14 protein-coding genes and 2 pseudogenes are annotated in these 13,930 nt (G+C 72.1%); 9 read left to right on the top strand and 7 right to left on the bottom strand.

Annotated elements, in window-relative coordinates:
* The first annotated feature begins 177 nt into the window (after nucleotides 1–177).
* Nucleotides 178–3,711, top strand: coding sequence for a transcription-repair coupling factor (gene mfd, locus ACIBNA_RS18930; RefSeq protein ID WP_399166329.1), 3,534 nt, complete (start codon nucleotides 178–180; stop codon nucleotides 3,709–3,711).
* 24 nt (nucleotides 3,712–3,735) lie between these two features.
* On the opposite strand, the gene ACIBNA_RS18925 is transcribed toward mfd, so the two are convergent.
* Nucleotides 3,736–4,107: a MerR family transcriptional regulator gene (locus ACIBNA_RS18925; RefSeq protein WP_274822055.1), complete on the bottom strand. Its 372-nt coding sequence runs from the start codon at nucleotides 4,105–4,107 to the stop codon at nucleotides 3,736–3,738.
* A 26-nt stretch (nucleotides 4,108–4,133) separates the two neighbouring features.
* A pseudogene (locus ACIBNA_RS18920) lies at nucleotides 4,134–4,487 on the bottom strand (SDR family NAD(P)-dependent oxidoreductase); the annotation flags it as partial.
* Between the two features lie 265 nt (nucleotides 4,488–4,752).
* Between ACIBNA_RS18920 and ACIBNA_RS18915 the strand changes: the two are divergent.
* On the top strand, nucleotides 4,753–5,973 hold the full coding sequence (locus ACIBNA_RS18915) for an RNA-guided endonuclease InsQ/TnpB family protein (RefSeq protein WP_399166328.1): 1,221 nt from the start codon (nucleotides 4,753–4,755) through the stop codon (nucleotides 5,971–5,973).
* 32 nt (nucleotides 5,974–6,005) lie between these two features.
* Here ACIBNA_RS18915 and ACIBNA_RS18910 read toward each other — a convergent pair.
* Both ACIBNA_RS18910 and ACIBNA_RS18905 read right to left on the bottom strand, forming a co-directional pair.
* Nucleotides 6,006–6,266: pseudogene (locus tag ACIBNA_RS18910) on the bottom strand (SDR family oxidoreductase); the annotation flags it as partial.
* An 89-nt stretch (nucleotides 6,267–6,355) separates the two neighbouring features.
* Nucleotides 6,356–6,958 (bottom strand): TetR/AcrR family transcriptional regulator, encoded by a 603-nt coding sequence (locus ACIBNA_RS18905; RefSeq protein WP_399166327.1) that lies wholly within the window; start codon nucleotides 6,956–6,958, stop codon nucleotides 6,356–6,358.
* 157 nt (nucleotides 6,959–7,115) lie between these two features.
* Here ACIBNA_RS18905 and ACIBNA_RS18900 point away from each other — a divergent pair, with 157 nt between their 5' ends.
* On the top strand, nucleotides 7,116–8,030 hold the full coding sequence (locus ACIBNA_RS18900; protein ID WP_399166326.1) for a hypothetical protein: 915 nt from the start codon (nucleotides 7,116–7,118) through the stop codon (nucleotides 8,028–8,030).
* Nucleotides 8,031–8,169: 139 nt separating this feature from the next.
* On the opposite strand, the gene ACIBNA_RS18895 is transcribed toward ACIBNA_RS18900, so the two are convergent.
* Entirely contained in the window at nucleotides 8,170–8,355 is a 186-nt protein-coding gene (locus ACIBNA_RS18895) for an antitoxin (protein WP_399166325.1), read from the bottom strand.
* A gap of 188 nt (nucleotides 8,356–8,543) precedes the next feature.
* On the opposite strand from ACIBNA_RS18895, the gene ACIBNA_RS18890 reads away from it, so the two are divergent.
* A complete protein-coding gene (locus ACIBNA_RS18890; RefSeq protein WP_399166324.1) occupies nucleotides 8,544–9,293 on the top strand; it encodes an HNH endonuclease family protein in 750 nt (249 codons plus the stop codon).
* A 90-nt stretch (nucleotides 9,294–9,383) separates the two neighbouring features.
* Nucleotides 9,384–10,127: an N-acetyltransferase gene (locus tag ACIBNA_RS18885; RefSeq protein ID WP_399166323.1), complete on the top strand. Its 744-nt coding sequence runs from the start codon at nucleotides 9,384–9,386 to the stop codon at nucleotides 10,125–10,127.
* A gap of 30 nt (nucleotides 10,128–10,157) precedes the next feature.
* Here ACIBNA_RS18885 and ACIBNA_RS18880 read toward each other — a convergent pair whose 3' ends face one another.
* Nucleotides 10,158–10,343 carry a BTAD domain-containing putative transcriptional regulator gene (locus tag ACIBNA_RS18880; RefSeq protein ID WP_399166322.1) on the bottom strand — a complete coding sequence of 62 codons (186 nt, stop codon included), beginning with the start codon at nucleotides 10,341–10,343 and terminating at the stop codon, nucleotides 10,158–10,160.
* Between the two features lie 195 nt (nucleotides 10,344–10,538).
* Here ACIBNA_RS18880 and ACIBNA_RS18875 point away from each other — a divergent pair, with 195 nt between their 5' ends.
* From ACIBNA_RS18875 to ACIBNA_RS18860, 4 genes are all read left to right on the top strand, one after another.
* Nucleotides 10,539–10,814 (top strand): hypothetical protein, encoded by a 276-nt coding sequence (locus ACIBNA_RS18875; protein ID WP_399166321.1) that lies wholly within the window; start codon nucleotides 10,539–10,541, stop codon nucleotides 10,812–10,814.
* 400 nt (nucleotides 10,815–11,214) lie between these two features.
* Complete coding sequence (locus ACIBNA_RS18870; protein ID WP_399166320.1) at nucleotides 11,215–11,523, top strand: hypothetical protein; 309 nt, start codon at nucleotides 11,215–11,217, stop codon at nucleotides 11,521–11,523.
* 199 nt (nucleotides 11,524–11,722) lie between these two features.
* A complete protein-coding gene (locus tag ACIBNA_RS18865) occupies nucleotides 11,723–12,370 on the top strand; it encodes a SurA N-terminal domain-containing protein (RefSeq protein WP_399166319.1) in 648 nt (215 codons plus the stop codon).
* A gap of 83 nt (nucleotides 12,371–12,453) precedes the next feature.
* Nucleotides 12,454–13,467, top strand: coding sequence for a nucleoside triphosphate pyrophosphohydrolase (locus tag ACIBNA_RS18860; protein WP_399166318.1), 1,014 nt, complete (start codon nucleotides 12,454–12,456; stop codon nucleotides 13,465–13,467).
* 31 nt (nucleotides 13,468–13,498) lie between these two features.
* Here the strand turns inward: ACIBNA_RS18860 and ACIBNA_RS18855 are convergent, their stop codons facing one another.
* Nucleotides 13,499–13,882: a hypothetical protein gene (locus tag ACIBNA_RS18855; protein ID WP_399166317.1), complete on the bottom strand. Its 384-nt coding sequence runs from the start codon at nucleotides 13,880–13,882 to the stop codon at nucleotides 13,499–13,501.
* Between the last annotated feature and the right edge of the window lie 48 nt (nucleotides 13,883–13,930).

The following is a 13,930-nucleotide window of genomic DNA, read 5'->3' as shown; positions in this document are numbered from 1 at the left end:
CCTGTCCAGCCGTATATGGGGGCAGGCGGCCGGGCGGGCCTCGCGGAGATCGGGCGTTGTCCACAGCCCCGCCGCGCGGGCGCGCGTCGTCGTACGCTGGAGACCCCCGGCCCGCGGCGCGTGTCGGGCCCGTCGTGTTGCCCACCCCTGCCCACCTCTGGACGGAAAAAGCCCCGAATGAGCCTGCACGGTCTGCTCGACGCCGTAGTCAAGGACGCCGCCCTCGCGGAAGCGATCAACGCGGCCGCAGACGGCAACCGCATGCACGTCGACCTGGTCGGCCCCCCTGCGGCCCGCCCCTTCGCGGTCGCCGCCCTGGCCCGCGACACGGGCCGCCCGGTGCTGGCGGTGACGGCGACGGGCCGCGAAGCGGAGGACCTGGCCGCGGCCCTGCGCTCCCTCCTCCCGCCGGAGGGGGTCGTGGAGTACCCGTCCTGGGAGACGCTCCCGCACGAGCGGCTCAGCCCCCGAAGCGACACCGTCGGCCGCCGCCTGGCCGTGCTGCGCCGCCTGGCCCACCCCCGCCCCGACGACCCCGAGACCGGCCCGGTCTCCGTCGTCGTCGCGCCCGTCCGGTCCGTGCTCCAGCCGCAGGTCAAGGGCCTCGGCGACCTGGAGCCGGTCTCCCTGAGGACGGGGCAGAGCGCCGACCTCGGCGAGATCGTCGAGGCCCTCGCGGCAGCCGCGTACGCGCGCGTGGAGCTCGTGGAGAAGCGCGGCGAGTTCGCCGTCCGCGGCGGCATCCTCGACGTGTTCCCGCCCACCGAGGAACACCCCCTGCGCGTCGAGTTCTGGGGCGACGACGTCGAGGAGATCCGCTACTTCAAGGTCGCCGACCAGCGCTCCCTCGAAGTCGCCGAGCACGGCCTGTGGGCGCCGCCGTGCCGCGAGCTGCTGCTCACCGAGGACGTCCGCGCGCGTGCGCGTGCCCTGGCCGAGGAGCACCCCGAGCTCGGTGAACTGCTCGGCAAGATCGCCGAGGGGATCGCGGTGGAGGGCATGGAGTCCCTCGCCCCGGTCCTGGTCGACGACATGGAGCTGCTGCTCGACGTGCTGCCCAAGGGCGCCATGGCCCTCGTGTGCGACCCGGAGCGGGTCCGCACGCGCGCGTCGGACCTGGTGGCCACGTCGCAGGAGTTCCTGCAGGCCTCCTGGGCGGCCACCGCCGGAGGCGGCGAGGCGCCCATCGACGTCGGCGCGGCCTCCCTGTGGTCCATCGCCGACGTCCGGGACCGGGCCCGCGAGCTGGACATGATGTGGTGGTCGGTGTCGCCGTTCGCCGCGGACGAAGAGCTCGACGCGGACACCCTGAAGCTGGGGATGCACGCCCCGGAGACCTACCGCGGCGACACCGCCAAGGCCCTCGCCGACACCAAGGGCTGGCTCGCCGACGGCTGGCGCACGGTGTTCGTCACCGAGGCCCACGGTCCGGCGGCCCGTACGGTCGAGGTGCTGGGCGGCGAGGGCATCGCCGCCCGCCTCGACGCCGACCTCGCCGAGATCTCCCCGTCGGTCGTGCACGTGGCGTGCGGCTCGATCGAGCACGGCTTCGTCGACCCGGCCCTCCAACTCGCCGTACTGACCGAGACGGACCTGACGGGCCAGCGGGCGGCGGGCCGCGACGGCGCCCGGATGCCGGCCCGCCGCCGCAAGACCATCGACCCGCTCACCCTGGAGCCGGGCGACTACATCGTCCACGAGCAGCACGGCGTCGGCCGCTACATCGAGATGGTGCAGCGCACCGTGCAGGGCGCCACCCGCGAGTACCTGGTCGTCGAGTACGCGCCCGCCAAGCGCGGCCAGCCCGGCGACCGCCTCTACATCCCCACCGACCAGCTGGAGCAGATCACCAAGTACGTCGGCGGCGAGGCCCCCACCCTGCACCGCCTCGGCGGCGCCGACTGGACGAAGACCAAGGCCCGCGCCAAGAAGGCCGTCAAGGAGATCGCCGCCGACCTGATCAAGCTCTACAGCGCGCGCATGGCCGCCCCCGGACACGCCTTCGGCACGGACACCCCCTGGCAGCGCGAGCTGGAGGACGCCTTCCCCTACGCGGAGACGCCCGACCAGCTCACCACCATCGCCGAGGTCAAGGACGACATGGAGAAGTCGGTTCCGATGGACCGGCTGATCTGCGGCGACGTCGGCTACGGCAAGACCGAGATCGCGGTCCGGGCCGCCTTCAAGGCCGTCCAGGACGGCAAGCAGGTGGCCGTCCTGGTGCCCACGACGCTGCTGGTGCAGCAGCACTTCGGGACGTTCAGCGAGCGGTACGCGCAGTTCCCCGTGAAGGTGAAGGCGCTGTCCCGCTTCCAGACCGACACCGAGGCAAAGGCCGTCCTGGAGGGCCTGCGCGAGGGCTCGGTGGACATCGTCATCGGCACCCACCGCCTGTTCTCGTCGGAGACCAAGTTCAAGGACCTGGGCCTGGTCATCGTCGACGAGGAGCAGCGCTTCGGTGTCGAGCACAAGGAGCAGCTGAAGAAGCTCCGCGCGAACGTCGACGTGCTGACCATGTCCGCCACCCCGATCCCCAGGACGCTGGAGATGGCGGTGACCGGCATCCGCGAGATGTCCACGATCACGACGCCCCCGGAGGAACGGCACCCGGTGCTGACCTTCGTCGGCCCCTACGAGGAGAAGCAGATCGGCGCCGCCATCCGCCGCGAGCTGCTGCGCGAGGGCCAGGTCTTCTACATCCACAACCGCGTCGAGTCGATCGACCGGGCCGCCGCCCGGCTGCGCGAGATCGTCCCCGAGGCGCGCATCGCCACCGCCCACGGCCAGATGTCCGAGCAGGCGCTGGAGCAGGTCGTCGTCGACTTCTGGGAGAAGAAGTTCGACGTGCTGGTGTCCACGACCATCGTGGAGTCCGGCATCGACATCTCCAACGCCAACACCCTCATCGTGGAGCGCGGCGACACCTTCGGCCTGTCCCAGCTGCACCAGCTGCGCGGCCGGGTCGGGCGTGGCCGCGAGCGCGGCTACGCGTACTTCCTCTACCCGCCGGAGAAGCCGCTGACCGAGACCGCGCACGAGCGGCTCGCGACCATCGCCCAGCACACGGAGATGGGCGCCGGCATGTACGTGGCGATGAAGGACCTGGAGATCCGCGGCGCGGGCAATCTGCTCGGCGGCGAGCAGTCCGGCCACATCGCGGGCGTCGGCTTCGACCTGTACGTGCGGATGGTCGGCGAGGCCGTCGCCGACTACCGCCGCCAGCTGGAGACCGGCGAGATCGAGGAGGAGCCGCCGCTCGAGGTCAAGATCGAGCTGCCCGTCGACGCGCACGTCCCGCACGACTACGCGCCGGGCGAGCGGCTCAGGCTCCAGGCCTACCGCGCCATCGCCTCCGCCAACACGGAGGAGGACGTCAAGGCCGTACGCGAGGAACTCGTCGACCGCTACGGCAAGCTGCCCGAACCCGTGGAGAACCTGCTGCTCGTGGCCGGTCTGCGGATGCTCGCGCGGGCGTGCGGCGTCGGCGAGATCGTGCTCCAGGGCGCCAACATCCGCTTCGCGCCAGTGGAGTTGCGCGAGTCGCAGGAGCTGCGGGTCAAGCGGCTGTACCCCGGCGTCGTCATCAAGCCGGCGGTGCACCAGGTGCTGGTGCCGCGCCCGAAGACCGCGAAGGTCGGCGGGAAGCCGCTGGTCGGGCGGGATCTGCTGGCGTGGGTCGGGGAGTTCCTGACGTCGGTGCTGGGCTCCTGACCCGGTCCCGCTGGGCTCTGCCTGTCAGGCCACCGGTCGCACGCGGGCGCCGGTGGCCTCGCGCAGTGCCGCCGCCAGCCGGTCGCGGACCGCGACCTGCGCGGCGATGCGCGCGTCCAGCACCGCGAGACGGCCGGCGGCGACCCGGAGCGCCTCCTCGGAGGCGGGCCCGGCCGTGACGTCGCCGTCCAGACACGGCAGGAACACCCGTACATCGTCGAGCGTCAGGCCCACGTCCAGCAGACGGCGGACGTTGCGGACGCGGACGGCCGTGCCGGCGTCGTACAGGCGATAGCCGTTCGCGGCGCGTGCGGAGGTGATGAGCCCCGCCTGCTCGTAGTGACGCAGGGCACGCGGCGTCGTGCCGGTCGCCTCGGCGAGTTCGCCGATCCGCATACGTGGTTCCGCCATGCGCGTCAGTCTCATGCGACGACCGCGCCGCCGTCCACCGGAAGGACCACGCCGGTGACGAACGAGGCCTGAGGCGAGGCCAGTTGCGTGATCGCCCACGCCACCTCCTCGGGGCGTCCGACCCGGCCGAGCGGCGTGTGCTGGAGCTGCCACGCGCGGATCGCGGCCTGCTGCTCGGGGGTGTGGCCCGCGTGTTCGCCGATCGGTGTGTCGATCGCGCCCGGTGCCACGGCGGCGACCCGGATCCCCAGCGGGGCGAGCTCGACCGCCCAACTGCGGGTGAGCACCTCCAGGGCCGCCTTCCCGGCCGCGTACAGGGAGTTGCCCGGCCAAGCGCGCTGCCCGACGGCCGTCGTCACGTTCACCTGCTTCTTGCGAAGGCCCGGCGTTCACGCCGGGGAGGAATCGCATCCGGGCATCGCGACGCGGAGCGTCGCCGCATCCGGTTGAGGGCGCGGAGCGCCCGTACCGCTGTCGGTATAACCGAAGTGATGCGAACGCGTGTGCCCATGATCGCTGGTCGGAGTGGCGGCCGTGGGATCGGGGTGCGTTTGTGCTGCTGTCGTACATATGGTCCTTCGAAGGGTTCGGGACGGCGCAATGTCCCGGCCGGGGCTGTGAGGGGGCGAGATGGGGCAGGCGACGGCGGCTGCTGGGGCCGGGCATGCCCGGTACGCCTACCGGCTGCGCCTGTCGTCCACCGCCCGCACCGCCCTGGCGGCGGAATGGGACCGGTGCCGGTGGGTGTGGAACGAGTGTGTCGCCAAGTCCAAGGCCGTACACCTGCACAACCAGGCGACCGGGGAGAAGCAGACGTGCGGCCCGGCCCAGCTCGACAGGATGCTGACCCAAGCCCGGAAGACGACGCCGTGGCTGCGTGAGGGCTCGTCGGTTGTCCAGCAGCAGGTCATCCGCGACTTCGGCCGCTCCCGTGCCAAGGCGCACAAGGACATCAGAGAACGCCTGCCCATGGCACGACGGGCAGGGATACCGAAGTGGAAATCCAAACGCGAGGCACTGCCGACCCTCAACTACTCCCAGCGCGGGTTCCGGTTGAAGGACGGCCGTCTGCACCTGGCGGGCGGCATCGTCGTGACCGTGGTGTGGTCGCGGGGACTGCCGGCTGAGCCGTCCTCGGTGCGCGTGTACCAGGACAGCCTCGGGCATTGGTACTGCTCGTTCGTCGTCCCCGCCCAGGTCCAGCCGCTGCCGGAGACCGGCCGCGTACTCGGTGTCGACTGGGGTGTGAAGCAGACCGCGACCACCACATCCGATGCACACGACCTGCCGCACGCCGAACACGGCAGGAAGGCCCGGACGAGGCTGACCCGGTACGACCGGATGATGGCCCGCCGCAGGCCGAGGAAGGGACAACCGGCGTCGAAGGGCTACCGTGAGGCGAAGAAACTGCGGGCGAAGGCGTACAAGAAGGTCACCAGGCAGCGTGAGGACACCGGTCGCAAGTGGGCCAAGAAGGTTGTCCGCGACCACGACGCCATCGCTGTCGAGGACTTCCGTCCGAAGTTTCTCGCCAAGACCGCCATGGCCCGCAAGGCCGCTGACGCCGCCATCGGCGCCACCAAGGCCGCTCTGATCAAGATGGGTCGTAAGCACGGGCGGGACATCCGCCTGGTCCACCCTGCGCACACCACGATGGACTGCGCGCACTGCATGACGAGAGCCAAGCATGCACTGCCGCTGGGGGAGCGCATCTACACCTGCACCGCGTGCGGGGCCGTGTCCCCGCGGGACAAGAACTCCGCACGCGTGATGCTCGTCCGGGCTGGTCTCAACCCGGCTGGTGCTGATGGCGGAAGACCTTCTGGAGCGCTGCTCCAGGAGGCGGCCTGAGCCAGGAATCCCCTCCCTGAAGGGAGGGGAGGATTCAAGAGCACGTCGATGCGGCCGTGCCGTTCCAGTGCCGTACGCACGATGGCCTCGGGCCCCTCGTCGGCCGTGATGTCGGCGACGAGCGGGCTGATGCGGGCCGGGTCGTGAGCGGCGGTCTCGGCGAGGGGCGCCTGGCGGCGGCCCACCGCCACGACCCGTGCGCCCGCGTGGGCGAACGCTTGGGCGGTGGCACGGCCGATGCCGGAACCGGCGCCGGTGACGGTGCGTGGGGTCTTCGAATGTGGGGATGCCATGCGGGGATCGTCGGACCCTGACGTCAGTGTCAAGGTCAAGCGCGACTGCCGAGGCCATGCCCGTATGGCGCGAGGGCGGCGAGCGACGGCTACTCGGCGTGGCGGAACAGCATCCCCGCCAGCTTGCGGAACACCTCCTCGGGGTCCTGCTCACCCACCGGGTCGTCCAGGTTGTGACTGAGCAGCAGCGTGGCGAAGCCATGGGCCAGGGACCAGGCGGCGATGCCGGCGAGTCGGGCGTCGGTGCCGCGGCCTTCCGGGGGCACCGCGGTGACGGCCTCGCGCAGGGCGTCCGAGGCGAGGGCGCGCGCCGTGGTCAGTTCCAGGTCGCCGGTGCGCAGCAGCTCGGGCGCGAACATCACCTGGAAGTGCGCCGGATACTCACGCGCGAAACGTACGTAGCGCACACCCGCCTCCTCCAGGTCCGCCGCCGCCCTGAGCGTGGTCGCGAGCAGCCCGAAGCCCTCGGCGGCAATCGCCGTGAGCAGTCCGGCGCGGTCCTTGAAGTGGTGGGCGGGCGCGGCGTGCGAGACGCCCGCGCGGCGGGCGAGGTCGCGCAGACTCAGCCCGGACGGACCGTCCGCCGCGATCGCGTCGAGGGCGGCGGTGAGGATGGCACGGCGTAGGTCGCCGTGGTGGTACGGGCGGCCGCCGGGGCCCTTCTCCGTCGCTGATGCCTTGCTGGAGCTCATGGTCAGGAGCGTACGCCGAATCTAGGCATTGACAAGTTCGGGGTCGCCGGAGCAATCTTGTCAGTGTCAAGTTGAGTGCCCTGGGCTGAACGCGACGCGGCGGAAGCGGCGGCGGTCGAGTGCGACGGGACCGGACGCGAGTGTGTGGAGGTATGTGATGCCGGAGTATGTCGGCGAGATCGACGGAGACGCGGTGACGCGGGACGGCAGCGTGGAGCCGACCCGCGTGCGGCAGATGTGGCACCTGCTGGAACCCCTGCACGCGGTGCTGTACTACGCGCCGGAGGCCTTCGGGGAGGCGGCCGCCCTCGGATACGGCACCCGGGAGCGCTGGCCGAGCTACTTCGCCTACCGCGCCGCTCCGTTGGGGGAGGTCGGCCCGGAGCGGGTGGCCTCGGTCTTCTACAGCTTCAGTCCTCGCATGGTCGCCGAGTATGTCGAGCCTGCGTGGAGGATCGCGAGCCCGGATGCGGTCCTCGAAGCGAGGACGCGGGCGGTCGACCGGGCCTACCGCGCCTTGTTCGGCGGCCAGGTGGGCAGCCCCGCGATGGCGGAAGCCGCCGCGCTCGCCCGGCGTGCGGCCGAGGCGGCGGACCCGGCCGGCCGTCCGCTCGCCGCGGCCAACGCCGCGCTCGACTGGCCGCGGGCCCCGCACCTGCAGTTGTGGCACGCGGCGACGATCCTGCGCGAGCACCGCGGCGACGGCCACCTCGCGGCCCTGCTCGTGGCCGGCCTGGATCCGGTGGAGGCGCTCGTCTCCTTCGCCGCGATAGGCGCCGCGTCGGTGGAGCGCTTCGAGAGCCGTGGGTGGAGCTCGGAGGAATGGGCTGCCGCGCGCGAACGCCTGGCCGGCAGGGGCCTGGTCGACATGGACGGCGGGGCCACGGAAGCGGGCCGCGCGCTGCGTGACCGAGTGGAGCGGCACACCGACCAGCTTGCCGCCGGGCCCTGGCAGTTGCTCGGCCCGGATGGCGTCGACCGTCTCGCCGGACTGCTGGGCGACTTCTGGGTCGTGGTCCTGGCGTCGGGTCTGCTGCCCCAGGAGACGACGTTGGGGATAGGCAAGGTCTGATCCGGCGCGGGCGTGAAGGCCTGCTCGGGCCGCCGCAGGCTCATCCGCATCCCCCCAGCCGCCGTCGGGCATGCGAAGCCGCCCGCAGGAGGCGCGTCTTGGTTGCCTCTCCGCGGACGGCCTCTGAGGTTCGGAGGCCTTACTGCTGGTCGGGCCGTTCGCGGTCGCGGTCCATGCCGAGCGATCCCTCGACCCGCTGCTGCCCGGCGTCGATCTGGTCCTCGTACTTGCCGCCGGTCCTCTCGTTCCTCTTCTGTTCCGCGGAGTCGGAGCCCTTCTTGCCCTTGCTCCGCGCCTGGCTCTTGAACTTGTCGAAGATGCCCATTCAGAGCTCCTTCCAGCGTTGGCTCAAAACCGACGATACGCGCGGCATGCGAGGTATGCCCGTTCAGGCCTGGTGTGGTCTGTACCTCTCCCTCGCTACCGTGGGGGCAGGCACAGACCGCCCGTGCGGTGGCGGAACAGGCGAGCAGGGAGGGGCGCACAGTGAGGCGTCTGAGGGGCGGGGCGGCAATGGCTGTCGCGATGATGTTCGCCGGTTCGGCGCTGGCCGGCTGTGAAGGCCTGGCCCCACCGGCGGACGGCGGCGCACCCTCGGGTTCCGGTGTCCCGACGGCCGGTGACGGACGCGCCGTGAACCCGCTGGACAACCCGGACGGCACGAAGCCGGGCCTGGCGGCGATCACCTCCGCCGAGGACAGGGCGAGGGCCCGTGCCCTGATCGAGAAGGTGGCGACGAAGGGGCGCGGGCCCAGGACGGGCTACGACCGGGACGAGTTCGGCTACGCCTGGATGGACTCGGCACCGGCCGACGTCCCCTTCGCCCGCAACGGCTGCGACTCGCGCAACGACCTCCTGAAGCGCGACGGGGAAGACCTTCGCTTCCGGTCGGGCTCGGACTGCGTCGTCATGGCACTGACGCTGCACGACCCGTACACCGGGAAGGTCATCGAGTGGACCAAGTCCCGTGCGACGCAGGTCCAGATAGACCATGTCATGCCGCTGTCCTACGACTGGCAGATGGGCGCTTCGCGCTGGACGGAGGACAAGCGGGAGGCCATCGCGAACGACCCGCTCAACCTCGTCCCGGTGGACGGTCGGACCAACAGCGCGAAGGGCGACTCCGGTCCGGCGTCCTGGCTGCCCCCGAACAAGCGGATCCGCTGCGCCTATGCGGTGCGCTTCGCCCAGGTATCGCTGAAGTACGAGCTTCCCGTCACGGCGGCGGACAAGCGGATGATGCTGGAGCAGTGCGGCGGCTGAACGGGCGGCGCGACCGCCTCGGTCGTCCCTGTGCCCGTGCCACGCGGTAATTCGGTTCCGGCTGCGTGCCCCCACGCCTACCGTGATCGCATGCAGCCGAAGATATCGAGCCTCGCCGACCGCCCGGAGATGCTGGAGCGGGTCGTCGGGATGGCGGACAGCTGGCCGGAGTTCACGATCCAGGACCTCGTGGGTGCCGCACACTTCCCGCGGATCGCCACCGAACTCCCGCAGTACGTCCTGTTCGCGGAGGACGAGCAGGGCGAGGTCGTCGCGAACGCCTACAGCGTGCCGTTCGCCCTGAACGCCGCCGGCCGCGGCCGACTGCCCGCGAACGGCTGGGACACGGTCCTCGTGTGGGCCTTCTCCGACCTGCGTCGCGGGGTCCGCCCCGACACCGTCAGCGCGATCTCCGTCTCCATCGCCCCGCACTCCCAGGGCCGTGGTCTGTCCGCGGCGATGCTCTCGGCCATGCGCGACAACGCCCGGGCGCGCGGCTTCCGGGAGGTCGTCGCCCCGGTCCGCCCCAACGCCAAGCACCTGGAACCGCAAACGCCCATCGAGGAGTACGCCCACCGCGTCCGCCCCGACGGCCTGCCCGAGGACCCGTGGCTGCGGGTCCATGCCCGGGCCGGTGCCACCATCGACTCCGTGGCGACGGCGTCCATGACGGTGGCCGCCTCACTGGCGGACTGGCGCCGCTGGACGGGGCTGCCCTTCGACACCCAGGGCGACATCGAGGTGCCCGGCGCCCTGGTGCCGGTGCGCTGCGAGCCGGAGCGCGGGTACGCGGTGTACGTCGAGCCCAACGTGTGGATGCGGCATCCCCTGTGACCCGGTGGGCGGGCCTGCCGCGAAGCTCCCTTACGACCCGTAGGCCGGCTGGCCTGTCACCGCGGCGAGTTCGGGAGCAGGCTCGACGCCCAGCTCTCGGCGCAGCCGCCGCCGCAGGTCCCGGAACAGCTCGGTAGCTCTGCTGGGCGCCCCGATCTCCACGAACGCCCGCATGAGCAGCAGATGGCTCGGCTCGTCGAGCGGTTCCCAGGACACCAGGAACGTCCGGTCTCCGCCGCCTCGTGGGGACGGCCGCCGGCCAGGAGGGTGTGCCCCGCCTCCCGCAGTGCGTGGAACCTGCGCTCGTCCCAGCCGGCCTGGTGCATCTCCGCCCATGCCGACCGCACATCGGACATCAACGGCTGCCGCAGCATCTCGAGGTCCCGGGCGCGGGGCGGTAGGCCGGGCCGGGTGACGCGTTCCAGGGCCTCCTCCGCCAGCCGCCAGTCGCTGGCCAGCGAGTCGGTGAGGTGCACCGTCTCGCCTTCGGTGTACGGCGCCGAGGCGCTGCTCGTCTCCGGGATGAGCAGCGAGGACATCGGCAGGGCGGCGGCCCGGGCCGGACTCGTCCTGTTCGAACTGGCGCCGCGCCGCCGCACGGTCGAGGACGCCTATCCGAAGCTCACCGCCGATTCCGTCGAGTACCGGGGCTCCGTGCAGCGGCCGGTGGAAGGGAGCCGGGCATGACCACGGCCGTACTGCGGACGGAGGTCGACAAGCTGCGGTCGCTGGCCTCGGCGTGGTGGTTCCTCGGCATCACGGCCGTGGTGTCGCTGGCCCTGAGCGGCTTCGGCGTGCGGGAGACGGCACAAGGACAGGAGCCGGGTATCGCCGACGTCCTGACGGGACCGGCCTTCGCCCAGTTGCTCATCATGGTCTTCGCCGCCCGGTCGGCCACCATGGAGTTCCGCACCGGCACGATCTGGGCCCTCCGCCTGGCCGTGCCGTCCTGGCACCGGCTGCTGACGGGCAAGGCGGCGGTCGTCGCCGGGGCGGTCCTCATGGCCGGCGGCCTCGCCGTGGCGGCGCTGGCGGAGCCCGCCGCGCGGCTCACCCCCTCGGCTGGCGACAGCTCCTCACGGTCCCCGTGGCGTTCGCGATCACCGCGGTCCTCGGTCTCGCGGTCGGGCTGCTGCTCAAGAGCGGAGGCGCGACCGTGGCGGGCGTGCTGGTGTGGGCCCTGGTGGCCGAACCGGCGCTCGGCGCCGCGAGCGAATGGCTGCTCAGCGTCGACATCGGTGCCTGGCTGCCCTTCGTGGCGCTCAGCGACTTCCAGGGACAGCCCGGCGGGACGCCGTTCCCCGGCGGTCCCTACGCGGCGGGTCTCTACGTCACGGTCCTCGCCGTCGGGCTGCTGGCGGCGGCGATCCGGCTGCAGGAGCGCAGGGAGCCCTGACACCGGGACACTCAGACCCCGGGAGGGGAGCCGCGCCGCCCCCCCCGGCGCGGCTCTCCTCCCGGCCCCGGTCCGCGCGGCGGTGCCGGAAGTCCTGGTGAATCGTTGGTCGAATGGGTTGGCCAGAGCTTGGCCACTGCCTACCATCGATCAACGCAAGACCTTGTGCACCGTCGCACAATCTCCTCGGGAGGTCTCCTTGCACCGCCGCCGTCGCACCGCGCTCGTCCTCACCGCCGCGATCGCCGCCGCGGCGCCCCTTCTCACCGCCTGCGGCAACGACGCGCATCCCGGCGCGGCGGCCGTGGTGGGTGGCCAGCGGATCACCGTCTCCGAGCTGGAGGAGCGAGTCGGCGAGGTACGCGCGGCCCAGCGGGCGGCCGTGCAGGGCGACGCCCAGTACCAGCAGGCCATCGCCGGGACCGGCACGCTCACCCGCGACACCCTGCACACCCTGGTCCTCGACCGGGTCCTGCACCGCGCCGCCGCGGACGCCGGTGTGACCGTCACCCGCAGGGAGATCCAGGAGATGCGGTCCGGCCTGGAGGAGCAGGCCGGCGGCGCCAAGCAGCTGGAGACGACCTGGCTCCAGCAGTACGGCATCCCGCCGCAGCGCCTCGAAGAGAACCTCCGCCTCCAGCTGGAGGCCCAGAAGCTCGCCGAGAAACTCGGCACCGACACCAACCGCCCCGAGTTCTGGAAGGCCCTGTCCGAGGCCTCCAAGGACCTGAACGTCGACCTCAACCCGCGCTACGGCACCTGGGACGTCCAGAAGAGCAGCCGCGCCGACGCCAAGACGCCGTGGGTGCGGGACGTGTCGGCGGCCCAGGCGCAGCAGAGCATGTAGCAGCAGATCATGCAGGGGCCCCCGGTCCACGGGGCCTGTGGATGACTTCTGGGGCTGTCGGCGGCGTGGGATAGCTTCGAATCGTGAACGCCAACAGCCCCGAAGCCACCCCGGGCCCCGAGCAGGCCGCCCCCGGCACGGCCGCCGCCGCGGCCCCCGGCCGTATCGTCCTGCTCACCACCAGCCACCGCGTCGCCCCCGGCCTGCTGTCCTGGCCCGCCTGGCAGGCACTGCACGCGGCCGACCAGGTGCTGTGCGCGGACGGCGCGCATCCGCAGCTGCCGTATCTGCGCGAGGCGGGGATCACCGTCGACGAGGCGTCCCCGACGGCCCAGGAGCTGCTCGACGCCTGCGCCGGCGGCCGCACGCTGGTCGTCGTGGCGACGGGCGAGGGCGAGCCGGCCCTGACGGACGGCCTGGCCCGCCTCGCCGGCACCGGCCGCGTCGCCATGCCCGAGCTGGAGCTGCTCCCCGCCTCCTACGACCTGCCGGGCGCCCGCCTGCTCGATCTCGTCCAGGTCATGGACCGCATCCGCGCCGAGTGCCCGTGGTCGTCCCAGCAGACGCACAAGGGCCTGGCCAAGTACGGCATCGAGGAGGCGTACGAACTGGTCGAGGCGATCGAGGAGGGCGACCGGGACGAACTGCGCGAGGAGCTCGGCGACGTCCTCCTTCAGGTCGTCTTCCACGCCCGGATCGCCGAGGAGGATCCGGAGAGCCCCTTCTCCATCGACGACGTCGCCGCAGGCATCGTCGCCAAACTGATCCACCGCCACCCGCACGTCTTCGGCGACGAGACGGCCACCACACCCGAGGAGGTCAAGGCGCACTGGCTGCGCACCAAGGCGGTCGAGAAGCAGCGCACCTCGATCACCGAGGGCATCCCCCTCGGCCAGCCCGGCCTGGCCCTCGCCGCCAAGCTCGCGTCCCGGGCCCGCACGGCGAACCTGGACATACCGCTCCCGCCCGTCGAGGGCATCGGCTACGACCTGCTGGCCCTGGCCGTCCGCGCGGAGTCGCAGGGCGTCGACCCGGAGGCGGCCCTGAGAGCGGCGGCCCGCGCGTACGGGGACGCGATCAGGGATGGCGAGCGCTGAGATCGGCGGCCGTGGCGCGGCGCCCGGCGGGTCAGTCCCGCCAGTCCAGTTGCGCCTCGGGGATCCCGAGGGAACGGGCGTGGTCCTGTGCCCGCCGACGGCCCTGTGCCCGCCCGTGCGGGTCCTGGCCGCGCGGATAGCGGAAGACCTCACCGGGGAAGACCACGAAGGCCTCGGCGGCGGTGTTGTAGTTGACGTACCAGCCCCCGGTCGGGGACAGGCACGCGGCCAGCCGCTCGGCCAGACGCTCCGCATCGGCCTCCTCCGCGGTGAAGTCCAGGAGGGTCCACCGCGGCGGCTGCCCGGCCGCCGTACCCTCCACTGCCACCCTGGCGATCTTCGTGACGCGCAGCGGGACACCGGCCAACTCGGCCCCGACCCGCAAGCTCTCCGCGATCAGCACGCCTTCGAGCACCCGGTCCTCCTCGGTCTCGACGCGGTGAGAGTAGCGATGACCTCTGAC

The sequence above is a fragment of the Streptomyces sp. NPDC050164 genome (assembly GCF_044459945.1).
GTDB lineage: Bacteria > Actinomycetota > Actinomycetes > Streptomycetales > Streptomycetaceae > Streptomyces > Streptomyces coeruleorubidus_A.
This window is presented reverse-complemented; position numbering and strand designations above follow the sequence as displayed.